This window comes from Ewingella sp. C233 (assembly GCF_055407225.1).
This window is the reverse complement of the sequence record NZ_JBUZRI010000004.1, coordinates 1-22,975: the sequence shown is the minus strand read 5'-3', so window position 1 is coordinate 22,975 and position 22,975 is coordinate 1. Positions and strand designations below refer to the sequence as shown.

General features: G+C 53.7%; 26 protein-coding genes. 20 read left to right on the top strand and 6 right to left on the bottom strand.

Features of this window, described 5'->3' with window-relative positions; translation table 11 throughout:
* Positions 1 to 4: 4 nt before the first annotated feature.
* Positions 5 to 913 (bottom strand): LysR substrate-binding domain-containing protein, encoded by a 909-nt coding sequence (locus tag ACZRKO_RS17730; RefSeq protein WP_463738561.1) that lies wholly within the window; start codon positions 911 to 913, stop codon positions 5 to 7.
* Positions 914 to 1,105: 192 nt separating this feature from the next.
* On the opposite strand from ACZRKO_RS17730, the gene ACZRKO_RS17725 reads away from it, so the two are divergent.
* Both ACZRKO_RS17725 and ACZRKO_RS17720 read left to right on the top strand, forming a co-directional pair.
* Positions 1,106 to 2,302: an MFS transporter gene (locus ACZRKO_RS17725; protein ID WP_463738560.1), complete on the top strand. Its 1,197-nt coding sequence runs from the start codon at positions 1,106 to 1,108 to the stop codon at positions 2,300 to 2,302.
* A gap of 24 nt (positions 2,303 to 2,326) precedes the next feature.
* Entirely contained in the window at positions 2,327 to 3,511 is a 1,185-nt protein-coding gene (locus ACZRKO_RS17720) for an amidohydrolase (RefSeq protein ID WP_463738559.1), read from the top strand.
* A 5-nt stretch (positions 3,512 to 3,516) separates the two neighbouring features.
* Here the strand turns inward: ACZRKO_RS17720 and ACZRKO_RS17715 are convergent, their stop codons facing one another.
* The 3 genes from ACZRKO_RS17715 to ACZRKO_RS17705 all read right to left on the bottom strand — a co-directional run bounded on the left by ACZRKO_RS17715 (position 3,517) and on the right by ACZRKO_RS17705 (position 5,761).
* Complete coding sequence (locus tag ACZRKO_RS17715; RefSeq protein ID WP_463738558.1) at positions 3,517 to 4,386, bottom strand: phosphoribulokinase; 870 nt, start codon at positions 4,384 to 4,386, stop codon at positions 3,517 to 3,519.
* Between the two features lie 146 nt (positions 4,387 to 4,532).
* Positions 4,533 to 4,781 (bottom strand): YheU family protein, encoded by a 249-nt coding sequence (locus tag ACZRKO_RS17710; RefSeq protein WP_463738557.1) that lies wholly within the window; start codon positions 4,779 to 4,781, stop codon positions 4,533 to 4,535.
* Complete coding sequence (locus ACZRKO_RS17705; protein WP_463738556.1) at positions 4,778 to 5,761, bottom strand: hydrolase; 984 nt, start codon at positions 5,759 to 5,761, stop codon at positions 4,778 to 4,780. Before ACZRKO_RS17705 ends, ACZRKO_RS17710 begins: the two co-directional genes overlap by 4 nt.
* A gap of 99 nt (positions 5,762 to 5,860) precedes the next feature.
* On the opposite strand from ACZRKO_RS17705, the gene ACZRKO_RS17700 reads away from it, so the two are divergent.
* The 5 genes from ACZRKO_RS17700 to tauD all read left to right on the top strand — a co-directional run bounded on the left by ACZRKO_RS17700 (position 5,861) and on the right by tauD (position 10,085).
* Entirely contained in the window at positions 5,861 to 6,463 is a 603-nt protein-coding gene (locus tag ACZRKO_RS17700; protein WP_463738555.1) for a LysE family translocator, read from the top strand.
* Positions 6,464 to 6,627: 164 nt separating this feature from the next.
* Positions 6,628 to 7,629, top strand: a complete 1,002-nt coding sequence (tauA, locus tag ACZRKO_RS17695) for a taurine ABC transporter substrate-binding protein (protein WP_463738554.1) — start codon at positions 6,628 to 6,630, stop codon at positions 7,627 to 7,629.
* A 10-nt stretch (positions 7,630 to 7,639) separates the two neighbouring features.
* Entirely contained in the window at positions 7,640 to 8,407 is a 768-nt protein-coding gene (gene tauB / locus ACZRKO_RS17690; RefSeq protein ID WP_463738553.1) for a taurine ABC transporter ATP-binding subunit, read from the top strand.
* The gene (gene tauC / locus ACZRKO_RS17685; RefSeq protein WP_463738552.1) at positions 8,404 to 9,243 is read left to right on the top strand and encodes a taurine ABC transporter permease TauC; all 840 of its coding nucleotides are present in this window, start codon (positions 8,404 to 8,406) and stop codon (positions 9,241 to 9,243) included. The genes tauB and tauC overlap by 4 nt, the downstream gene beginning before the upstream one ends.
* Positions 9,240 to 10,085 carry a taurine dioxygenase gene (gene tauD / locus ACZRKO_RS17680; RefSeq protein ID WP_463738551.1) on the top strand — a complete coding sequence of 282 codons (846 nt, stop codon included), beginning with the start codon at positions 9,240 to 9,242 and terminating at the stop codon, positions 10,083 to 10,085. The genes tauC and tauD overlap by 4 nt, the downstream gene beginning before the upstream one ends.
* 149 nt (positions 10,086 to 10,234) lie before the next feature.
* Here tauD and ACZRKO_RS17675 read toward each other — a convergent pair whose 3' ends face one another.
* Positions 10,235 to 12,151 (bottom strand): ABC transporter ATP-binding protein, encoded by a 1,917-nt coding sequence (locus ACZRKO_RS17675; RefSeq protein WP_463738550.1) that lies wholly within the window; start codon positions 12,149 to 12,151, stop codon positions 10,235 to 10,237.
* Between the two features lie 184 nt (positions 12,152 to 12,335).
* Here ACZRKO_RS17675 and kefG point away from each other — a divergent pair, with 184 nt between their 5' ends.
* The 4 genes from kefG to slyD all read left to right on the top strand — a co-directional run bounded on the left by kefG (position 12,336) and on the right by slyD (position 15,818).
* Positions 12,336 to 12,890 (top strand): glutathione-regulated potassium-efflux system ancillary protein KefG, encoded by a 555-nt coding sequence (kefG, locus tag ACZRKO_RS17670; protein ID WP_463738549.1) that lies wholly within the window; start codon positions 12,336 to 12,338, stop codon positions 12,888 to 12,890.
* The gene (gene kefB / locus ACZRKO_RS17665; RefSeq protein WP_463738548.1) at positions 12,890 to 14,698 is read left to right on the top strand and encodes a glutathione-regulated potassium-efflux system protein KefB; all 1,809 of its coding nucleotides are present in this window, start codon (positions 12,890 to 12,892) and stop codon (positions 14,696 to 14,698) included. Before kefG ends, kefB begins: the two co-directional genes overlap by 1 nt.
* 97 nt (positions 14,699 to 14,795) lie before the next feature.
* Entirely contained in the window at positions 14,796 to 14,999 is a 204-nt protein-coding gene (locus ACZRKO_RS17660) for a YheV family putative zinc ribbon protein (RefSeq protein ID WP_140474107.1), read from the top strand.
* A 213-nt stretch (positions 15,000 to 15,212) separates the two neighbouring features.
* Positions 15,213 to 15,818, top strand: coding sequence for a peptidylprolyl isomerase (slyD, locus tag ACZRKO_RS17655; RefSeq protein WP_463738547.1), 606 nt, complete (start codon positions 15,213 to 15,215; stop codon positions 15,816 to 15,818).
* Positions 15,819 to 15,888: 70 nt separating this feature from the next.
* On the opposite strand, the gene ACZRKO_RS17650 is transcribed toward slyD, so the two are convergent.
* A complete protein-coding gene (locus ACZRKO_RS17650; RefSeq protein WP_463738546.1) occupies positions 15,889 to 16,107 on the bottom strand; it encodes a protein SlyX in 219 nt (72 codons plus the stop codon).
* A gap of 258 nt (positions 16,108 to 16,365) precedes the next feature.
* Between ACZRKO_RS17650 and fkpA the strand changes: the two genes are divergently transcribed.
* The 9 genes from fkpA to ACZRKO_RS17605 all read left to right on the top strand — a co-directional run.
* Positions 16,366 to 17,226 (top strand): FKBP-type peptidyl-prolyl cis-trans isomerase, encoded by an 861-nt coding sequence (fkpA, locus tag ACZRKO_RS17645; protein ID WP_463738545.1) that lies wholly within the window; start codon positions 16,366 to 16,368, stop codon positions 17,224 to 17,226.
* A 257-nt stretch (positions 17,227 to 17,483) separates the two neighbouring features.
* Positions 17,484 to 18,206, top strand: a complete 723-nt coding sequence (locus tag ACZRKO_RS17640) for a helix-turn-helix transcriptional regulator (RefSeq protein ID WP_463738544.1) — start codon at positions 17,484 to 17,486, stop codon at positions 18,204 to 18,206.
* On the top strand, positions 18,203 to 18,595 hold the full coding sequence (gene tusD, locus ACZRKO_RS17635) for a sulfurtransferase complex subunit TusD (RefSeq protein ID WP_463738543.1): 393 nt from the start codon (positions 18,203 to 18,205) through the stop codon (positions 18,593 to 18,595). The genes ACZRKO_RS17640 and tusD overlap by 4 nt, the downstream gene beginning before the upstream one ends.
* A gap of 20 nt (positions 18,596 to 18,615) precedes the next feature.
* The gene (gene tusC / locus ACZRKO_RS17630; RefSeq protein WP_463738542.1) at positions 18,616 to 18,975 is read left to right on the top strand and encodes a sulfurtransferase complex subunit TusC; all 360 of its coding nucleotides are present in this window, start codon (positions 18,616 to 18,618) and stop codon (positions 18,973 to 18,975) included.
* 13 nt (positions 18,976 to 18,988) lie between these two features.
* Positions 18,989 to 19,279 carry a sulfurtransferase complex subunit TusB gene (gene tusB, locus ACZRKO_RS17625; protein WP_463738541.1) on the top strand — a complete coding sequence of 97 codons (291 nt, stop codon included), beginning with the start codon at positions 18,989 to 18,991 and terminating at the stop codon, positions 19,277 to 19,279.
* A 140-nt stretch (positions 19,280 to 19,419) separates the two neighbouring features.
* Positions 19,420 to 19,794, top strand: a complete 375-nt coding sequence (rpsL, locus tag ACZRKO_RS17620) for a 30S ribosomal protein S12 (RefSeq protein WP_013573668.1) — start codon at positions 19,420 to 19,422, stop codon at positions 19,792 to 19,794.
* A 96-nt stretch (positions 19,795 to 19,890) separates the two neighbouring features.
* Positions 19,891 to 20,361, top strand: a complete 471-nt coding sequence (gene rpsG / locus ACZRKO_RS17615; protein WP_005969574.1) for a 30S ribosomal protein S7 — start codon at positions 19,891 to 19,893, stop codon at positions 20,359 to 20,361.
* 96 nt (positions 20,362 to 20,457) lie between these two features.
* A complete protein-coding gene (fusA, locus tag ACZRKO_RS17610; RefSeq protein WP_463738540.1) occupies positions 20,458 to 22,572 on the top strand; it encodes an elongation factor G in 2,115 nt (704 codons plus the stop codon).
* A gap of 70 nt (positions 22,573 to 22,642) precedes the next feature.
* Positions 22,643 to 22,975 (top strand): GTP-binding protein (locus tag ACZRKO_RS17605; protein WP_463738539.1); only part of this gene is annotated, 333 nt, incomplete at its 3' end.

The window sequence follows — 22,975 nt, the reverse complement described above, 5'->3', positions numbered from 1 at the left end:
GGCTTTACCAGCGATAAGCCAGACAATGGGCCCGCAGTAAATCCAGAAATCGTCGCGCCGCAAAGGTTAGCGGCGATTTTTGCGAATAGAGTACGCAGTATTCCGCCTGCGGCAGGCTATCGATCGGCAGCAGATGCAATTTGCCCTCTAATCCGAACGGCGCTCCCATCGCCCGCGCCACAATGGTCAGGTAATCCGACTGCAATACCAGATTCAGCCCGCAGACCACAGAGTCGGTGCGCACTGGCATTTCCGCCGACTGATGGTAAAACGTCCCCATCGACAGCTGAAGCTGCTGGTAATAACCCATGTCCGTTTCGGGCAGCACCCAGCGTGCATTCTGCAACGCCTCCAGCGTTGTGGCGTTCTCCAGCGGATGTCCGCGCCGTGCAATAATGCCAAACGACGCGCTGAACAACGGCTCGCGCACCAAATCCTCCAGCGGCAGCCCTGGACCAATCGTTCCCACGGCAAAATCCAGCCGGCCTTCGCGCAGCGCGGGTAGCAGCGTCGAGAGTTGCCCCTCTTTAATCAGCATTTTGGCCTGCGGAAAGGCGCCCTTGAACTCATCGGCCAGGGCCGGGAAAACCGTCATCGCAATAAGCGAAGAGCAGCCAATGGCGACGGAACCCTGCGTGTACTGATTCATCTGCTGGATTTCATCGGCGGCCCGCTCGAGTTCTTCAAGAATAAACTGCATACGCTGCGCAAAAGCTCGTCCGGTCGCTGTCAGGGTCAGTCCTTCATTGCCACGCAGTACCAACTGGGTGTCGAGGGTGTGTTCAAGCTCGCGCAGCGCACGGCTTACCGCGGGTTGGGAGAGACTCATGGCGCGTGCGGCGCCACGAATACTGCCGCTGCGGATAACCTGCTGGAAAACCTTCAATTGCTGCAATTTTGGCAAATACCGCATCTCTCACCCCTATCAGTAAAAAGTATCACCTGTCTGAAAATTACATCTTATGGCAGGGCTGTAAAGCTGATAGCGTGATTTGGCTATAAATAACTCTTTGTAATTAAACAAATAAGTGATGTGCGTCGCACTTTGGCCTTCGTCCGGCAGTGGATAAAACTGAACGGGTGATAACAGAAAGGGATATCCGCTATGAAAAGTCGTTCCCTGATGATTTTTTTGCTGTTCGTCGGTTACGCGGTGGTTTATATCGATAAAACCGTCATTGGCTTTGCGCTGTTGCCAATAGAAAAAGAATTTAATCTTAAACCTGAGCAACTTGGCTACATTACCGGTGTGTTTTTCCTCGCCTACTCCCTGTTTCAGATCCCTGCCGGTTGGCTCAACGATCGGGTCGGGTTCAAAAAGGTGCTGATCCTGTCGCTATTTATGCTCGGCGGTTTCGCGCTGTGCTTTGGTTTGCTGGGGTTCGGATTCGGTCTGCTGGTGGCTTTCCGCTTTCTGGCCGGCGTCGGCCATTCGGGATATCCCACGTCCTGCGCGAAAGCGGTGGTGGCGAACTTCCCCCTTGAGCAGCGCACGTTCGCGCAATCTATTTTGCTCTCTTCGGCCGGTCTGGCGATGACCGCCGGACCGCTGATTGCGGTCTACAGTCTGGATTCCCTTGGCTGGCGCGGCTCGTTCTCGGTGCTGGGAATTATGGCGTTTGTTATCGCCCTGTGTATCGTGATTTTTGTGCCAAAACCCCCGCAGGCACTTACCCCGAAATCGGCGTCGGCCAGTAGCAGTTACCGTGCATTGTTGAGAAATCCGATTGTGCTGCTGCTGTTTGTTTCTATTTTCTGTATCAACATTCCTTCCTACGGCCTGATGGCGTGGTTGCCGAAATATCTGGTGCAGCAGCGTGGTATGTCGCTGGATACCTCGGGGCTGGTGGTTGCGACCGGCGGTCTGGGGATCTGGATCTCTTCACTTGTAACCGGCTGGCTGGTGGGGCGCTATATGCAGGGCAAAGAGCCGAAAGTGGTGTTTTGCAGCTCAATGCTGAGCGCACTTTGTATCTGGATGGTCTACACCACAACGTCGGCCCTGACCGCAGGGTTGTTCTTATTCCTCGGGTATATTTTCCTGATGGCTTCTTTTGTGACGGTGTTTACCCTGCCGATGAAACGTCTGCCCACGGACGTGATGGGCGCAGCGATGGGCATTATTAACACCGGCGGCACGTTAGGCGGCTTTGTGGCACCGATCGCGATGGGGTATTTGATCACCGTGACGCAAAGCTATTTTTCGACCTTTATTTTTCTGGCGATGGCCATGGTGGTATCGGGTCTGGTGATCCTGCCGCTGGCCCGTCGCTCCCAGGCGCTGCTGCGTGATGCGGCTTAACGGAATATGACTGAGGACATGATCATGACAGTGTGTTTTGAAACCTTACTGAGCGACGTTAAACAGAAAGTTATCGGCTGGCGCAGACACATTCATGCCCATCCTGAGCTCTCTTTTCAGGAGCAGGCGACGGCCGATTATATCGCCGGTGAGCTGGCAACCTTCGGCCCTCTTAAATTAACGCGCCTTACGCCAAACAGCGTGGTGGCAGATTTACAGGGCGCACATCCTGGCCCGACCTATGCGCTGCGGGCAGATATTGACGCGTTGCCGATTCAGGAAGAAACCGACGAGCCCTTCTGCTCGACGGTGCCGGGGGTGATGCACGCCTGTGGGCATGATGCGCACGCCGCAATGTTATTAGGTGCGGCCTGGGTACTGAGCCAGTGTCAGGCTGATTTGCACGGTTCGGTACGTTTTATCTTCCAGCATGCCGAAGAGCTGCCGCCGGGCGGTGCGCAGGAGTTGGTGGATTTAGGCGTGCTGGATAACGTGGAGAAAATTTTCGGTCTGCACGTCCTGCCGAACTTCCCGACCGGCGACGTCGGTCTGAAAGAGGGGGTTTTCTGCGCTTCAACCGATAATTTCGATATCGTGATCCACGGTAAAGGCGGCCACGGCTCAATGCCGCATCTGTGTATCGATCCGGTCGTGATTGGGGCTGAAGTGGTGACGTCGCTGCAAAATGTGGTGTCGCGCAGGCTGGACCCGCTGCTGGTACCAGTGCTGACTATCGCCACTTTCCAGACGGGCGAAAGCTACAACGTGATCCCGGAGCGCGTAAGGCTGGCGGGCACGCTGCGTACCCATAACAATGTGGTGCGTGAGCAGGTGCCGAAGCTGATGGAGCAAACGGTGGCGGGGATCACCTCCGCATATGGTGCAACGCATGAGATCCGCTGGACGCGCGGTTATGTCAATGGGGACAACCATCCGGATGCCTGCGTGATTGCGCGGCAGGTAATCGGAGATACTCTCGGCCAGCAGGCACTGAAGGAGATTGCCCAGCCGATGTTTGGTGGCGAGGATTTCTCTTCTTATCAGCAGAAAGTCCCCGGCTGCTTCCTGTTTATCGGCAGTGGTAATGAAGCCATCGGTGCGACCTATGGCGTGCATCACCCGCGCTTTAAGCTCGACGAAGAGGTTCTACAGATTGGCGTCAGACTCCACGTCGGATTTATCCGCCAATTGTTGATGAACGCCGCGTAAGGCGGTCACTCAATTTTCTTCCCTTCGATCAGGCGCTGCACTAGCGGCGCCATGATCAGCTCCATCGCCAGCCCCATTTTCCCTCCTGGCACCACTAACGTATTGATGTGCGAGATAAATGAGCCCTGCAACATCGCCAGCAAGTAAGGGAAATCAATATCATCAATGCCACGGAAATGAATCACCACGAAACTTTCGTCCAGTGACGGAATGGCTTTAGCGGCGAAGGGGTTGGAGGTATCCACCGTCGGCACGCGCTGGAAGTTGATATGCGTGCGGGAGAATTGCGGCGTGATGTAGTTGATGTAGTCGTCCATCGAGCGCACCACGGAATCCATCACCGCTTCACGCGAATGCCCGCGCTCACCGGTATCACGCACCAGTTTCTGGATCCACTCCAGGTTAACAATGGGTACCACGCCGACCAGCAAATCCACCTGCGCGGCGACGTCAATTTTGTCCGCCACTACGCCGCCGTGCAGCCCTTCATAGAATAAAACGTCGGTCGGTTCCGGCAACGCCTGCCACGGTGTAAAGGTGCCGGGTACCTGGTTGTAAGGCACGGCTTCGTCATAAGTATGCAGATATTTGCGTGAGCGGCCGCTGCCGTTTTTACCGTACTCTTTGAAGCTCTGTTCCAGTAAACCGAAGTCATTGGCTTCTGGCCCGAAATAGCTGATATGGCGACCGAGGTCACGGGCTTTGCGGATCGCTGCGTCCATTTCAGGGCGGGTAAAGTGATGGAAGCTGTCGCCTTCCAGCTCGGCGGCACGCAGGCCAAGCTGTTGGAATATCTTACGAAACGCCAGACTGGTGGTGGTGGTTCCTGCACCGCTCGAACCGGTGACCGCAATAACGGGATGTTTGGCTGACATAATGCGCTGTTCTCCGTAAAGGTGATGCTGGCAGACGTGCGGCGGTCTTTTCTTTGGTTGAAGACGTGGCGTCAACGCTGTGCATAATTACGCCTATTGTTACCATAATTATTCGAAAAGTGACAGGCAGTGGAGAGTTGACGGACTCAGTTCCAGTCGTCCTGACGTTCTTCTTCTCCCGCACGAAACTGCCCGCGCGGCATGATGTTCAGTGTTTCGTGCAGTTCCGACCACACCAGTACCACGTCACCACTTTTTAACTGGCGTCTGACATCTTCTACTTTCCGTTCCAGCGTCCGTTCCTGCTCGCCGTAATCGGTGCCTTCACGCAGCACAAAGGCTTCAATCACGCTGGTGAGGATCTCAGCGTCCAGCTCTTTCCAGGGAATAATCACTCAATTTGCTCCTTTAAATAGGGGGCGATCCACGCGGGGATACGCTGTTCAAGCCACATGGTGGGATTGCGCAGGCTGCCGGAGACGAAGCCAACGTGGCCGCCATGCTCGGTTAACTGATACTCTACGCCCGGCGGTAAATCGGCCAACTGCGGGATCACGTCGGGTGTCATAAACGGGTCGTCTTTGGCGTGAATAATCAGTAGCGGAATGCGTACCTGCGACAGCATCGGCAGGCCGCTGCAACGGCGGTAGTAATCCAGCGCATCGGTAAAACCGTGGGCTTTCGAAGTAATGGCGTCGTCGAAATCACGGATGCGCCGCATCGATTTCAGCTCCGCCAGCGTCACCGGCAGAGTGCCGGGATACTTCACCAGTTTTCGCGAAGCATTACCTTTGAGCTGATCGAGCAAATAGCGTTGATAAAATCGCGAAGAGCCGCGTTCTAACCGGTAGGCGCAGGGCTCGAGCATCAGCGGTGCCGAGACCACGACGGCTGCGTTGAGCTTACAGTTTTCCCCCTCCTGCCCGAGATAACAGGCCAGCATGTTGCCGCCGAGTGAGACACCCACGGCACCGGTCGGTACATCCCCATAAGTGTCCCGCAACCAGTTCAGGAAAAAGCGGGCGTCTTCGGTTTCGCCTGAGTGGTAAATGCGTTGCATCTTATTGGGTTCACCGCTGCAACCGCGAAAATGCATCACGACACCAAGCCAGCCCTGTTCGCGCCAGGCGTGCAGCAGGCCGTGGGCATAGGGGCTGTAGAAATTCCCCTCCAGGCCGTGAAACAGCACCATGCGGGGTTTATGGCGCGCCAGCGCCGGGTCTTCGCTCCAGGCTAGATCAACGAAATCGCCGTCGGGTGTGTCCAGTCTTTGCCAGTGTGGTTTGAGCATCGGATGTCGCCGGACCAGCCGTGGCAGCAGCGTTTGCAGGTGCGGATTACTGGCTCCGCGCAGAGGGTGAAAGGATTCATGCATATGATGAATAATTTTCTCGTTAACAGGTCTTGTGCGATCAATATCACACTGATAGCTTCAATCCTATCGCACATTCTTCGGGTCGGAGTACCCAAATAAATGGAACTTAGTTTATTCTTTTCGATGCTCGGTTTTTTGTGGGTTGCGGCTATCACGCCTGGCCCGAACAATATGCTGCTTACCACGTCTGGCGCTAACTTCGGTTTCTTTCGTTCAACATGGCTGATGATTGGCATCATGCTTGGGATGCAAAGTATCCTGCTGCTGGTGGCGTTTGGTGTTGGCAGTCTGATCATGGTGTATCCGGCGTTGCACTTGTTCCTTAAAGTTGCCGGGAGCTTGTATCTGTTGTGGCTGGCGTGGAAGATTGCCACGTCTGCCTATGAAAAGCTGGAAGTCGGCGCTGCACCACCAAAACCGCTGCAGTGGTATCAGGGCTGGTTATTGCAGTTCCTCAACCCAAAAGCTTGGTTGATGGGGCTGGGCGCGGTCGCCAGTTTTAGTCTCGCTGGGGCGGGCTATAACCACTCCATTGCGGCCATTAGCCTCGGCATGTTCATGGTCAATCTGGTTTCCGGCATTATCTGGCTGGGATTTGGCACGGTGATTGGCCGTTTGCTCAGTACCCGCCGCGCCTGGTATACGTTTAATGTGGCGATGGGTGTTTTGACCGCGGCCTGCGTGCTGCTGATCTGGCACTGATTTTCTCGCATGTTACCAACGGCTTCCCATCGGAGGCCGTTTTTGCTCCCCCTTATATATCATAAAGTAATTAAAGATAATTTATAATTACTTTATATCCTTTTTCGCCTCCGCTAAAACTGTCTGACAAACCACCATCATTCCCCTGCGCGGAGCAACTTTTTATGGCGAGCAAGACTTATACCCGTTTCAAATTTCATGGCGTGGCTCTGGCGCTGAGCCTGGGCGCGTTTGGCGCGCAGGCGGCGGATGTCACCGTGGCGTATCAGACATCTGCGGAGCCAGCCAAAGTGGCGCAGGCGGAAAATACTTTCGCCAAAGATTCCGGTGCCAAGGTGGACTGGCGCAAGTTTGACAGCGGCTCCAGCGTGTTGCGTGCGCTGGCCTCCGGCGACGTGCAGATCGGTAATATCGGCTCCAGCCCGCTGGCCGTGGCGGCCAGTCAGAAGCTGCCCATCGAAGTGTTCCTGCTGGCTTCTGAGCTTGGCAGTTCAGAAGCGCTGGTGGTGAAAAAAGAGATTAAAGATCCGAAAGACTTGGTAGGTAAACGCATTGCGGTGCCGTTTATTTCCACCACCCATTACAGCCTGCTGTCGGCGCTCAAACATTGGGGTATCAATCCGAAACAGGTCACCATCGTGAATCTTCAGCCACCGGCCATTGCTGCAGCCTGGGCGCGTGGCGATATTGACGGCGCTTATGTGTGGGCACCGGCGGTCAACGAACTGGAGAAGACCGGCAAGGTGCTGACGGATTCCTCTCAGGTCGGCAAGTGGGGTTCACCAACGCTGGATGTCTGGGTCGTGCGCAAAGATTTCGCCAAAGCACATCCGGAGATTGTGACGGCCTTTGCCCGCAGCGCACTGAAAGCGCAGGGCGACTATCTGCAACAGCCGGAGAAGTGGCTACAGAATAGAAGCAACCTCGACACGCTGTCGCGCCTGAGCGGCGTGCCGGATGAGCAAATTCCTGATCTGGTCAAAGGTAACCGCTATCTGCCGGTGGACGAACAGATCACCCAGCTCGGCCAGCCGGTGAACAAAGCGATTAAAGACACGGCGGCGTTTCTCAAAGAGCAGGGAAAAATTCAGCAGACTGACGATGATTACAGCGACTACGTGACCAACGAATTCGTGAAAGCCGTCAAGGCTGACCCGAAATCCTGAGGAGCCAACTATGTTAAACGTCTCGCACCTGTCGGCTGAATATCAGGGGAAACCTGCGCTGAAAGACATTTCATTGCAGATTGCCAGTGGTGAACTGGTGGTGGTGCTCGGCCCGTCGGGCTGTGGCAAAACCACGCTGCTCAATTTGGTCGCCGGTTTTCTGCCTGCGTCCGGCGGTTCAATCACGCTTGACGGCCAGCCGGTCAGCGGACCGGGAGCCGATCGCGGCGTGGTGTTTCAGCATGAAGGTCTGCTGCCGTGGCGGGACGTGCAGAGCAATGTGGAGTTTGGCCTGCAACTGGCGGGTGTGAATAAAACCCAAAGGCGCGACACCGCACAACGTATGTTGAGCAAGGTCGGGCTGGCGGGTTACGAAAAACATTTCATCTGGCAGCTCTCCGGCGGTATGCGCCAGCGCGTGGGGATCGCCCGCGCACTGGCAGCAGATCCGCGTTTGCTGCTGCTCGACGAGCCGTTCGGCGCGCTCGATGCCTTTACCCGCGAACAGATGCAGGAGTTATTGCTGACGATCTGGCGCGATACCGGCAAGCAGATTCTGTTGATCACCCATGACATCGAAGAAGCGGTGTTTCTGGCCAGCGAGCTGTTGCTGCTCTCCCCGGGACCGGGGCAGGTGGTGGAGCGGCTGAAACTCAATTTCGGGCAGCGTTATGCCGACGGAGAAAACTGCCGGGCCATCAAATCTGACCCGGAATTTATTGCCCAACGTGAATATGTGCTGAGTAAAGTCTTCCAGCAGCGCGAGGTGCTGATATGAGCCTGGATTCCACCTTGAAAGAAACAGTGCGCACGGCCACGCCGCGTCGCCTGTGGTCGCTCCGAATTCCGCGCAATGTGCGTCTGAGCATCCTCACGCTGGCGGTTCTGTTGTTTGTCTGGTGGGCGGTGACCGCACTGAAGTTAATCAGCCCGCTGTTTTTACCTGCACCGCAGCAGGTGTTGCATCAACTGTACGTAATTGCCAGCCCGCAGGGATTTATGGACGCCACGCTGTGGCAGCACCTGGCCGCCAGCTTGACGCGCATCGTGATTGCGCTGCTGGCTGCGGTGATTATCGGCGTGCCGGTTGGGATCGCGATGGGCCTGAACGATACGGTGCGCGGAATATTGGACCCGCTGATTGAGCTGTACCGTCCCGTGCCGCCGCTGGCTTATTTGCCGCTGATGGTGATCTGGTTTGGTATTGGCGAGACGTCCAAAATTTTGCTGATTTATCTGGCGATTTTCGCACCGGTGGCACTTTCCGCCGTCGCCGGAGTACGCAGTGTTTCGCAGGTGCGGGTTCGTGCGGCACAGGCGCTGGGTGCCAGCAAATTTCAGGTGCTGCGCTATGTCATCTTGCCGAGTGCGCTGCCGGAAATTTTAACCGGTATCCGCATCGGGCTGGGCGTTGGCTGGTCCACACTGGTGGCAGCAGAGCTGATTGCCGCCACGCGCGGCCTGGGATTTATGGTGCAGTCCGCCGGAGAGTTTCTGGCGACTGACGTGGTGATTGCCGGTATCAGCGTGATTGCGCTGATCGCTTTTAGTCTTGAACTCGGGCTGCGCGCCTTGCAGCGCAAACTGACCCCGTGGCATGGAGAACAACAATGAATGAACGTCTGGATATCACGCCGTTAGGCCCTTATATCGGTGCGCAGATTGAGAATATTTCGCTGGCCCGTCCGCTCTCTGACGCGCAATTTGAGCAGTTGTACCATGCGCTGCTCAAGTATCAGGTGCTGTTTCTGCGCAACCAGCCGGTGACGCCGTTGCAGCAGCGCGCGCTGGCAGCACGCTTCGGCGATTTGCATATTCATCCGGTTTACCCTCATGCGCCAGACGTCGAAGAGATCATCGTGCTGGATACCCATGATAATAATCCGCCGGACAACGATAACTGGCACACCGACGTGACCTTTATCGAAACGCCGCCGGCGATTGCGATACTGGCGTCAAAACATCTGCCTTCTACCGGCGGAGATACGCTGTGGACCAGCGGCATTGCAGCTTATGAGGCGCTGTCAGAACCCTTTCGACAACTGCTGGCGGGGTTGCAGGCCGAACATGATTTCACCAAGTCGTTTCAGGAGTTCAAATACCGCAAGTCGGAGGAAGAGCATCAGCAGTGGCTGAAAGCTAAAGAGAAGAACCCGCCGCTGTTGCACCCGGTGATCCGCACGCATCCGGTGAGTGGCAGGCAGGCGCTGTTCGTCAACGAGGGGTTTACCACGCGGATTGTCGGGCTGAGTGAGAAAGAGAGTACGGCAATTTTGAATTTCCTGTTCAGCCATGTGACCAAACCGGAATTTCAGGTGCGCTGGCGCTGGCAGGAGAACGACATCGCGATCTGGGATAACCGTGTGACCCAGCATTATGCCAATGCGGATTATTTGCCGCAGCGACGCATCATGCACAGAGCAACGGTTCTGGGCGACAAACCTTTCTATCGATAGTCGCGTTTTTGTACGGGGCTGCGGCGGCGTTGCTGCGTCACCTTGGGTTGCTCACATACTGGAGTATGCTCCGCTCCCAAGGTGTCTGGCGCCTTGCCTCGCTCCCGTACAATCACGCTGAGTTTGGTGGTAGTACGGGAAACGGGATTCTAGCCTTCTAAATCAAACCCTTTTGCTAACTCTTCCAGCTGTTCCTGGGCATCGAGCCAGGTCATTTCAGTATCGTCGAGCGCGCTTTTGACTTTGATCTGTTGTTGCAGGCATTCGGTCAGTTCGGCTTTACGGCTGATGTCATAAAGCGCTGAGTCGGCCAGTTTCTCTTCGATAGCCGTCAGCTCTTTGGTCAGTTTTTCCATTTGAGATTCCAGCTTGGTGATCTGCTTACGCAGTGGCTGAGTCTGGTTACGGAAATCGGCTTCGCGGCGTTTCTGATCTTTACGCGATTGCGCGCTGTTCACGCCATCTTTAGATGGCGCTTCCTGTTGACTCTCCTGACGCTGAATGTCCACGAGCCATTGCTGGTAATCTTCCAGATCGCCGTCGAATTGTTCGACTTTACCGCCGTGAACCAGATAGAGGTCATCGGTGGTGGATCGTAATAAGTGGCGGTCATGCGAGACCACAACCATTGCGCCTTCGAAGTCGATCAGCGCTTCGGTCAGCGCCTGACGCATATCGAGATCCAGGTGGTTGGTCGGTTCATCGAGCAGCAGCAGGTTAGGGCGCTGCCAGACGATTAACGCCAGCACCAGACGGGCTTTTTCGCCACCGGAGAAACGTTCTGTCGGGTCTGTGACTTTGTCGCCGTGGAAACCAAAACCGCCTAAATAGTCACGCAGCTGTTGCTCTGTCTCTTTGGCGGCAATGCGCGTCAGATGCTGTAACGGCGATTCGTCGGCCCGCAGGAATTCCAACTGATGCTGGGCGAAGTAACCCAGTTTCACGCCCTTCGCCAGACCAATATCGCCCTGCAACGGCGGCATGGTGCCCGCCAGCAGTTTGATCAACGTCGATTTACCCGCGCCGTTACGGCCCAGCAGACCGATGCGCGAACCCGGTACCAGATTGAGCTTGATGGAGTCCAGAATGGTGTTATCGCCATAACCGGCGCTGACTTTTTCCATACGCAGCAGCGGATCAGGCAAACTTTCCGGCGAACGGAAGCTAAAATGAAAAGGATTGTCGACGTGCGCCGGGGCAATCAGCTCCATGCGCTCGAGCATCTTGATGCGGCTCTGCGCCTGTTTAGCTTTGGTCGCCTGCGCGCGGAAACGGTCAATATAGCTTTGCAGATGCGCCACTTTTTCCTGCTGACTTTCAAACAGCGACTGCTGCTGCGACAGTTTGGTCGCACGCTGGCGTTCAAATGACGAGTAGTTGCCGGTGTATTCGTTCAGCGTCTGCTGTTCGATGTGCAGGATTTTGTCGACAATCGGGTCGAGGAAGTCACGGTCATGGGAGATAAGCACCAGCGTGCCCGCATAGCTTTTCAGCCACTTTTCCAGCCAGATCACGGCGTCCAGATCAAGGTGGTTGGTCGGTTCATCGAGCAGCAGCAGGTCAGAGCGGCAAATCAGCGCCTGCGCCAGATTAAGACGCATCCGCCAGCCGCCGGAGAAGGATTTCACCGGCTGCTGCAACTGATTCTGGGTGAAGCCGAGGCCGCTGAGTAAACTGGCAGCACGCGCTGGAATGGTCCAGGCCTGAATGGCGTCGAGTTTGCCGTGCACGTGGGCGATGGCGTGGCCGTCGTCACGATCGTTGGCGGACTGCAATTCGGATTCTAACTGACGAAATTCGCGGTCGCCGTCGATAACATACTCAATGGCAGGGACGTCAAGCGCAGGTGTTTCCTGATTAACCCAGGCCAATGCCCAGTTATTGGGAAACGTCAGGTTGCCTGCATCGGCGCTCATTTCGTTTTTCAGCAGTGATATCAGCGTGGATTTACCACAGCCGTTTTTACCGACCAGACCGACTTTCTGGCCGGGATTAATGGTCGCTGACGCGTTGTCCAGCAGGACATTGGTACCGCGTCGGATTTGTAATGAGGAGAAAACAATCATAAAGCGCCGTGTTGAGAGTATGTTAAATTGTCATCTAAATTCGAGATGATTTATGCGGTTTCTGCACCGCTTATTTGTACCAAAATTGTCAAAATATTAAACAAGACGTATTGCGTCCTATTTTTAGTCTTTGCGAAGCATGGTAACGGAAAAACCGCACCCTGACGACGCTTTGGAGGTATTGATGTCGCAGCCACCCAAGGTTTTGCTGCTGTATGCCCACCCGGAATCGCCCGATTCGGTTGCCAACCGTGTTTTATTGCAACACGCCCGACAGTTAGAGCATGTGACCGTCCATGATTTATATGCTCATTACCCTGATTTCTTTATCGATATCCACCGCGAACAGGAGTTGTTGCGCGAGCATAAGGTGATCGTCTTTCAGCACCCGCTCTATACCTACAGTTGCCCGGCTTTGCTGAAAGAGTGGATGGACCGCGTGCTGGCCCGTGGTTTCGCCAGCGGTGCAGGCGGCAATGCACTGCGTGGCAAGTACTGGCGCTCAGTGGTGACCACCGGTGAGCCGGAAGGCGCGTATAAAGCGGGGGGGTACAACCGTTACCCTATGAGCGACATCATGCGGCCGTTCGAGCTGACGTCGGCCATGTGCCATATGCATTGGATGACGCCGATCATTATCTACTGGGCACGGCGGCAGAAGCCTGACGTGTTGCAAAGCCACGCGCAGGCATATGGCGAATGGTTGCACTCTCCGGTTCCGCACGGGGGGCTTAAATAATGGACGGTTCTAATTTACCGGCGGCCATTCTGTTGTTTCTGTTTGCGGCGGTCGTCGCGGTGCCTATTGCGCAGCGTCTGGGGATTGGCGCGGTGCTCGGCTATCTGCTTGCCGGTATCGCCATCGGCCCGTGGGGGCTGGGTTTTATTCGCGACGTAGATGAAATTCTGCACTTCTCCGAGCTCGGCGTAGTGTTTCTGATGTTTATCATCGGGCTGGAGCTGAACCCCGGCAAGCTGTGGGAATTGCGGCGGCAAATTTTTGGCGTCGGTGCCGGGCAGGTCATATTGACCGCCGCGGTGCTCGGCGGCTTATTGTACCTCACAAAGTTCTCATGGCAGGCCGCGCTGATTGGTGGTATCGGTCTGGCCATGTCATCGACGGCGATGGCCTTGCAGCTGATGCGCGACAAGAGCATGACCCGCAACGAAGGGGGGCAACTGGGTTTTGCGGTACTGCTGTTTCAGGACATCGCGGTTATCCCTGCGTTGGCACTGATCCCGCTGCTGGCCGGTGGACCGGAGGGCACCAATAACTGGGCGCTGATTGGCCTCAAGGTGCTGGCGTTCGCCGGGATGCTGATTGGCGGGCGTTTCCTGCTGCGGCCGATTTTCCGCCTGATTGTGGCTTCTGGCGTGCGGGAGGTTTTCACTGCCGCCGCGCTGCTGCTGGTGCTCGGATCGGCGCTGTTTATGGATTCGCTCGGCTTTTCGATGGCGCTTGGCACCTTTATCGCCGGGGTCTTGCTGGCGGAAAGCGAGTATCAGCACGAGCTGGAAATCGCGATCGAGCCGTTTAAAGGCCTGCTGCTCGGGCTGTTCTTTATTTCGGTCGGTATGGCGCTGAATTTGGGCGTGCTTTATACCCATGTGCTGCTGGTTTTGGCGGGCGTTTTGGTGCTGGTCGCGGTGAAAGGTTGCGTCCTGTACACGCTTTCCAGAATATTTGGTCTACGAACCTCGGTGCGGTTGCAGTTTGCGGCGGTGCTCAGCCAGGGCGGTGAATTTGCCTTTGTGTTGTTCTCGGCAGCTGGCGCGCAGAAAGTGATCTCTTCTTCGCAGCTCTCACTGTTGCTGGTGGTGGTGACGCTGTCGATGATGACGACGCCGCTGTTAATGCAGGGAGTGGACCGGATTCTGGTTCGCCGCTACAACGACAAAGAGGAGAGCGACGAAAAGCATTTTGTGCAGGATGATGAACCGCAGGTGATTATTGTCGGTTTCGGGCGATTCGGTCAGGTGATTGGCCGCCTGCTGATGGCCAACAAAATGCGCATTACGGTGCTGGAGCGAGATATCAGCGCAGTGGGTCTGATGCGCACCTACGGTTATAAAGTTTATTACGGCGATGCGACGGAGCTTGAGTTGCTCAGGGCATCCGGTGCGGAGAAGGCCAAATCTATCGTCATCACCTGTAATGAACCGGAAGATACGATGGTGATCGTGCATCTTTGCCAGCAACATTTTCCGCATCTGAATATTCTGGCGCGTGCCCGCGGGCGTGTTGAAGCGCATGAACTGTTGCAGGCGGGTGTTACGCACTTCTCGCGTGAGACATTCTCCAGTGCGCTGGAGCTGGGTAAGAAGGCACTGGTAACGCTGGGGATGCATCCGCACAGCGCGTATCGCGCGCAGCAACATTTCCGACGTCTGGATATGCGTATGTTACGTGAACTGGTGCCGCAAAACCGGGGCGACGTGGCGCAGATTTCCCGCGTTAAAGAGGCGCGCCGCGAGCTGGAAGATATCTTCCAGAGTGAAATGCACAATGAACGTCGTCAGCTTGATGGCTGGGACGACGACGAATAGCTTTTTTTGCGACCGGATAAATTTTTTTTTGCAAAACGTTTCTGCCGCCCCAACTATAGATGCAGGCGCAAGACGCAACCTTTCTGGAGAGTAAGTGATGGCAACAACCCGTAAGCGTTTCATTGCAGGGGCCGTTTGCCCGCAGTGTAAGGCGCTGGATACGCTGGCTTTATGGACAGAGGATCAGGTCGAAGTGGTCGAGTGCATCAAGTGTGGGCTGCACAAGCGTCAGACGGATGAGCAGGTCAGCAAGACTTTGCGTCCGGAAGAACAAGTTATCGGTATTTTTGATCCGAAGTAGCGTTATTGGCCGCGTTTTTTTATGCTGTTCGGTACAGAGGCGTGGATTTCCGCTACACTCTTCGCCAAATTTATTCGGCACGCTACAGGTATCCGGTTTTTGTTCACCGGATACGGACCACGGGCCGTCACTGAATTAGCCTGAAACGAAGTGGCGTTCGTTACCCGAAACGTTCGCAGACAATAAATTAAGTTTCCAACGGTAGGAGTTATCATGAAAGTATCTAAAGACCTGGTCGTCAGCGTGGCATATCAGGTACGTACAGAAGACGGTGTGTTGGTTGATGAATCTCCGGTGAGTGCACCGTTGGATTACCTGCATGGCCATGGTTCACTGATCTCCGGCCTGGAAACTGCGCTGGACGGTCATGCGATTGGCGACGTTTTTGATGTACACGTTGGCGCCAATGACGCTTACGGCAACTACGACGAAAACCTGGTGCAGCGCGTTCCTAAAGACGTGTTCATGGGTGTTGAAGAGCTGGAAGTCGGTATGCGCTTCCTGGCTGACACCGATCAGGGCCCGGTTCCGGTTGAAATCACAGAAGTTGACGGCGACCACGTTGTGGTTGACGGCAACCACATGCTGGCAGGTCAGGATCTGAACTTCCACGTAGAAGTGGTAGCCATCCGTGAAGCGACTGAAGAAGAGCTGGCTCATGGCCATGTTCACGGTGAGCACGGTCACGACCATGGTCACGATCACGAACATGGCGACGGTTGCTGCGGCGGCCACGGCCACAGCCATGATCACGATCACGGCCATGACGAAGTGAAAAAAGGCGGTTGCGGCGGCAACGGCGGCTGCGGTTGTCATTAATCGCCAGTCATGAAGAAAAGGCATCCTGCGGGATGCCTTTTTTGTTTCTGCCGCTGTGCGGCCGTTAGAATCAATAGTGCGGCGGTGGCGTCTCTTCCGACGGGTCAGCAATCTGCGAAGGCTGCGAAGCGCGCAGTTTGTCGGTCAGCAGACGCAGGTGGTCGTGCAGACGGCTCATCTCCAACTGATGCGATGTGACGATAGTGTTGAGTTCATCAATGGTCACTTCCTGGAACGCCAGGCGGCTTTCCATCAATTCCAGCCGGTGTTCAAATGTGTTCTGGTCCATAGCATTTCCCTCTAAGTGCACTGACAGGACGGTCAGAAGCGCGATTCTACCTGCAATGAAAGAGAATTACCTGACCTCAACGGGTCGGACTTTTCGTAATATTGCACCTTGTCGAAACTAATTGGATCAAAAAAGGTCCGAATAAGACGCTATTGGTTAGTATAGATATTGTCTTGTCTGAACAGGGACAGTTATAGTAACCGACGAATTTTCGTAATTGTTACCTGAGGTAATATGCTTCAGGTCTTGGAGAAATGGATGAAATCACTGTTTAAAGTAACACTGTTAGCGACCACGATGGCACTGGCTCTGAATGCTACGCAGGTTATGGCAGCCGACGCAGCGAAAGCCGCTGAGACACCAGCTGCTGCACCAGCCGCCGCCGCGCCGGCCGCGACTGATACTACCAAGTTTAAAAGTGATGACGAGCAGGCTGCTTACGCGCTGGGTGCTTCACTTGGCCGCTACATGGACAATTCTCTGAAAGAACAGGAGAAACTGGGTATCAAACTGGATAAAGACCAGCTGATCTCCGGTGTTCAGGACGCGTTTGCTAATAAGAGCAAGCTGTCTGATCAGGAAATCGAAAAAACCCTGCAAACCTTCGAAGGCCGTGTGAAAGCTTCTGCTCAGGCTAAAATGGAGCAGGACGCTAAAGCTAACGCTGACAAAGGCGACAAATTCCGCGCAGATTTCGCCAAAACCAAAGGCGTGAAGAAAACGGAATCAGGTCTGCTGTATCAGGTTGAGAAACCAGGTACCGGCGAAGCGCCTAAAGACAGCGACACTGTCGTTGTTAACTACAAAGGTACCCTGACCGACGGTACAGAGTTTGATAACTCTTATACCCGCGGTGAGCCACTGTCCTTCCGTCTTGACGGTGTTATCCCAGGCTGGACCGAAGGCCTGAAACACGTTAAGAAGGGCGGCAAAATCAAGCTGGTCATTCCACCAGAACTGGCTTACGGCAAAACCGGCGTTCCGGGGATCCCTGCTAACTCCACTCTGGTCTTCGACGTAGAGTTGCTGGATGTTAAAGCAGCACCGAAAGCGGATCCAAAAGCGGCTGAACAGCCTGCTGATGACGCGGCCGCAGCTGCAGCGCCTAAAGCAAAATAATTTTTGCCCGGTGTGATAAAACCGTCGCTTAATGCGGCGGTTTTTTTTGCCTGCTGAATTAATCACACGCAGACCCTCATTTTACTGCGGTTACTCTATGATGATTACTTGACGCATTTGCCCGTCGGGCATAACGTCACTATTCCACGTGACCCAGGGGCGTCTAACCGTACGCTTGTTACAGTAACGGACCCGGGATATTGATTGATACGTATTGCTGCTGTCAGGCCAATGCGATGTAGAGGGTGGTAGCTTCGATGTCTAATTCGCTTATATCTGGCGAAACCGGCGAACTGGATTTGCTGGACCAACGTCCTTTCAATCAGACTGACCATGAAATACTCACTTCCTATGAGGCAGTGGTAGATGGTCTGGCCATGCTGATTGGTGAACATTGCGAAATTGTCCTGCATTCATTAGAAGATCTAAAATGCTCGGCGATTCGGATCGCTAATGGAGAACATACCGGACGGAAAATCGGCTCGCCGATCACCGATCTGGCGCTGCGCATGTTGCACGATATGACCGGTGCGGACAGTAATGTCTCCAGAGCCTATTTTACCCGCGCAAAAAGCGGCGTTCTGATGAAGTCTGTCACGATTGCCATTCGTAATCGTGAACAGCGTGTTATCGGGCTGCTGTGCATCAACATGAATCTTGATGTGCCTTTCTCGCAAATTATTCAAACCTTTATGCCGCCTGAAACACAGGAAGTGGCACCGTCGGTGAACTTTGCTTCATCAGTCGACGATCTGGTTGCACAAACGCTGGAGTTCACTATCGAAGAGGTGAATGCCGACCGTAATGTGTCGAACAACGCTAAGAACCGTCAGGTGGTACTGAATCTTTATGAGAAAGGTATTTTTGATATTAAAGACGCCATTAATCAAGTTGCTGACCGGCTGAATATTTCAAAACACACTGTTTATCTCTATATCCGCCAGTTCAAAAGCGGTGATTTGGTGGGGAACGAGCGTTGAAGCTGCGTTATTGCCTGCTGGTTACCGGCCCTGCGTACGGTACGCAACAAGCCAGTGCCGCCTATCAGTTCGCTCTGGCGTTGATCGCCTGTGGGCATCAGCTTGAGAGCATCTTTTTCTACCGTGACGGCGTACTTAATGGTAATCAGCTGTCGGCGCCCGCCTCGGACGAGTTCGACCTGGTCCGCGCGTGGCACCGTTTGGCCGCTGATAACGCGATTGCGCTGAATATTTGCGTGGCAGCTGCTTTGCGTCGTGGCGTTATCGACAACGCTGAAGCACGTAATCAGGGAACAGAATTCGCTAATCTTCAGCCTGGGTTTACGCTTACCGGGCTCGGAAGCCTCGCAGAGGCGTCGCTGACCTGTGATCGGCTGGTGCAGTTTTAAAGGCAAGGTGTGAACCCAATATGAAGAAAGTCGCTTTTATTTTTACGCATGGGCCACACGGGACGTCTTCTGGACGGGAAGGGCTGGATGCATTGCTTGCAACATCAGCCTTAACGGAGGATATCGGCGTATTCTTCGTGGCAGATGGCGTATTTCAGCTGTTAACCAATCAACAGCCAGATAAAATTTTAGCGCGTAATTACATCGCAACGTACGGCGTTTTGTCCCTGTATGACATCGATCAGTGCTTTGCCTGTGCGGCATCATTAAAGGCCCGCGGGTTGGCAGATGAGCGCAATTGGGTGCTCGATGCTGAGGTACTTGCGGAAGATGAATTACGTTTAAAATTGTCTGAATATGATGTCGTCATGACCTTTTAATGCAGGAATACTCATGCTTTTTACCCTGGCTAATTCACCGCAATCTTGTGATTTAACGGCACTTCTTCGTCTTGTTGGCCCACAGGATGCACTTTTGCTTATACAGGACGGCGTGCTGGCGGCAGTGCGGAACAGTGAGGCTGGTGAACGTCTGGTCGCCCTAGGATTACCGGTTTATGTACTGAGTGAGGATCTGGCGGCTCGTGGGTTGATTGGTCAAATTTCACACAATACGACCTTAATCGACTATACTGGTTTCGTTGCGCTGACCGAGAAACATCCTCAGCATATGGCATGGCGATAAACGCTAATACTGTATATTTCTTGACACCCTCGTAGGTCAGCCCTAAAATTCTGCGTCCCCATATTGGCTCATGCTGATTGTGGGGCGATTTATCACGCGTTTACAAAGTAGTTTATGAAACAAAATCCAGGAGCTTTTTAATGGCAACAATTAATCAGCTGGTACGCAAACCACGCTCTACGAAGGTTGCTAAAAGCAACGTTCCAGCGCTGGAAGCCTGCCCGCAGAAACGTGGCGTATGTACTCGTGTATATACCACCACTCCTAAAAAACCGAACTCCGCATTACGTAAAGTTTGCCGCGTTCGTTTGACTAACGGTTTTGAAGTTACCTCCTACATCGGCGGTGAAGGTCATAACCTGCAGGAACACTCCGTGATCCTGATCCGTGGCGGTCGTGTAAAAGACTTGCCAGGTGTGCGTTACCACACCGTCCGCGGCGCACTGGACTGTTCAGGCGTTAAAGACCGTAAGCAATCTCGTTCTAAATACGGCGTTAAAAAGCCGAAGTCTTAATGGTTCTCCGTTAAGTAAGGCCAAACATTTTCACATTACTGTCAAAATAAACTCTTAGAGTTTTGGACAATCCTGAATTAACAACGGAGTATTTCCATGCCACGTCGTCGCGTCATTGGTCAACGTAAAATTCTGCCAGATCCTAAGTTCGGATCCGAACTTCTGGCTAAATTCGTAAACATTCTGATGGTAGATGGTAAAAAATCTACTGCAGAAGCAATCGTCTACACTGCTCTTGAGACCCTGGCTCAACGCAGCGGTAAAGGCCATCTGGAAGCTTTCGAAGTCGCTCTGGACAACGTTCGTCCGACTGTCGAAGTTAAGTCCCGCCGTGTAGGTGGTTCAACTTACCAGGTTCCAGTTGAAGTACGTCCGGTTCGTCGTAATGCTTTGGCAATGCGTTGGATCGTTGAAGCTGCTCGTAAACGCGGTGATAAATCCATGGCTCTTCGCCTGGCGAACGAACTTTCTGATGCAGCAGAGAACAAAGGTACTGCTGTTAAGAAACGTGAAGACGTTCACCGTATGGCTGAAGCCAACAAGGCGTTCGCCCACTACCGCTGGTAATCACTACGCAGTAGTTATGCTAACCAAGCGGGCGCTTCAAGAAGCCAACCCGCTTGGCTTAACTGAACTTGAACGTCCTAGTAATAGAGGAATCAAATGGCTCGTAAAACACCCATTGAGCGCTATCGCAACATCGGTATCAGCGCGCACATCGACGCCGGTAAAACGACGACGACCGAACGTGTTCTGTTCTACACCGGCGTAAACCATAAAATCGGTGAAGTTCATGACGGCGCAGCCACCATGGACTGGATGGAGCAGGAGCAGGAACGTGGTATTACCATCACGTCCGCTGCGACCACCTGTTTCTGGTCTGGTATGGCTAAGCAGTTCGAACCACACCACATCAACATCATCGACACCCCAGGGCACGTTGACTTCACCATCGAAGTTGAACGTTCCATGCGTGTTCTTGATGGCGCGGTAATGGTTTACTGTGCAGTTGGTGGTGTTCAGCCACAGTCTGAAACCGTATGGCGTCAGGCAAACAAATATAAAGTTCCTCGTATCGCGTTCGTTAACAAAATGGACCGTATGGGTGCTAACTTCCTGAAAGTTGTTGATCAAATTCAGAAACGTCTGGGTGCAAACCCGGTTCCTCTGCAGCTGGCTATTGGCGCTGAAGAGAAATTCACCGGTGTTGTTGACCTGGTGAAGATGAAAGCAATCAACTGGAACGAAGCCGATCAGGGCGTGACCTTCGAATACGAAGAGATCCCAGCTGATATGCAAGAACTGGCTGAAGAATGGCGTCAGAAACTGGTCGAAGCCGCTGCTGAAGGCTCTGATGAGCTGATGGAGAAATTCTTTGGTGGCGAAGAGCTGACTGAAGAAGAGATCAAAACCTCACTTCGTGCGCGCGTATTGCGTAACGAAATTATCCTGGTTACCTGTGGTTCTGCGTTTAAAAACAAAGGCGTACAGGCAATGCTGGATGCGGTTGTTGAGTATCTGCCAGCACCAACTGACGTTGAAGCTATCAACGGTTTGTTGGATGACGGTAAAGACACTCCGGCAGTTCGCCATTCTGACGATTCTGAGCCGTTCTCTGCTCTGGCGTTCAAAATCGCTACTGACCCATTCGTGGGCAACTTGACGTTCTTCCGTGTTTATTCCGGTCTCGTCAACTCAGGTGACACTGTATTTAACCCAGTGAAATCGCAGCGTGAACGTCTGGGTCGTATCGTTCAGATGCACGCTAACAAGCGTGAAGAGATCAAGGAAGTTCGTGCAGGCGATATCGCTGCAGCGATCGGTCTGAAAGACGTGACTACTGGTGATACCCTGTGTGATCCGGATAATGTGATCATTCTGGAGCGCATGGAATTCCCAGAGCCGGTAATCTCCGTTGCTGTAGAACCAAAAACCAAAGCTGACCAGGAAAAAATGGGTCTGGCTCTGGGACGTCTGGCAAAAGAAGATCCATCATTCCGCGTATGGACGGATGAAGAATCTGGTCAGACAATCATCGCAGGTATGGGTGAGCTTCACCTGGACATCCTGGTTGACCGTATGCGTCGTGAATTTAACGTTGAAGCGAACGTAGGTAAGCCGCAGGTTGCTTACCGTGAAGCGATTCGTGCCAAAGTTACTGACATCGAAGGTAAACACGCCAAGCAGTCTGGTGGTCGTGGTCAGTATGGTCACGTTGTGATCGATATGTACCCGTTGGAGCCTGGCTCGAATCCGAAAGGTTACGAGTTTGTCAACGAAATCAAAGGTGGTGTAATTCCTGGTGAATTCATCTCTGCGATTGATAAAGGCATCCAGGAACAGCTGAAGTCTGGTCCACTTGCAGGTTACCCAGTAGTAGATCTCGGTGTGCGTCTGCACTTCGGTTCTTACCACGACGTTGACTCCTCCGAGTTGGCGTTTAAACTGGCTGCTTCTATTGCCTTTAAAGATGGTTTTAAGAAAGCGAAACCTGTTCTGCTTGAGCCGATTATGAAGGTTGAAGTAGAAACGCCGGAAGAGAATACTGGTGACGTAATCGGTGACCTTAGCCGTCGCCGTGGCCAGCTGAAAGGTCAGGAATCTAACGCTACTGGCGTTCAAATTCACGCTGAAGTTCCGCTGTCTGAAATGTTCGGATACGCAACTCAACTGCGTTCTCTGACCAAAGGCCGTGCATCTTACACCATGGAATTCCTGAAGTACGATGATGCGCCGAATAACGTGGCCCTGGCCGTTATTGAAGCTCGTGGCAAATAAGCCACTGGTTTAACACAATGATCCCGTGCTCTCTCTTTGAAGGGAGAGCACAAGAGTAAGGAATATAGCCGTGTCTAAAGAAAAATTTGAACGTTCCAAACCGCACGTTAACGTTGGTACTATCGGCCACGTTGACCACGGTAAAACTACCCTGACTGCTGCAATCACCACCGTTCTGGCTAAAACCTACGGCGGTTCTGCTCGTGCATTCGACCAGATCGATAACGCACCAGAAGAAAAAGCTCGTGGTATCACCATCAACACTTCTCACGTTGAATATGATACCCCAGCTCGTCACTACGCGCACGTTGACTGCCCAGGCCACGCCGACTATGTGAAAAACATGATCACCGGTGCTGCTCAGATGGATGGCGCTATCCTGGTTGTTGCTGCGACTGATGGC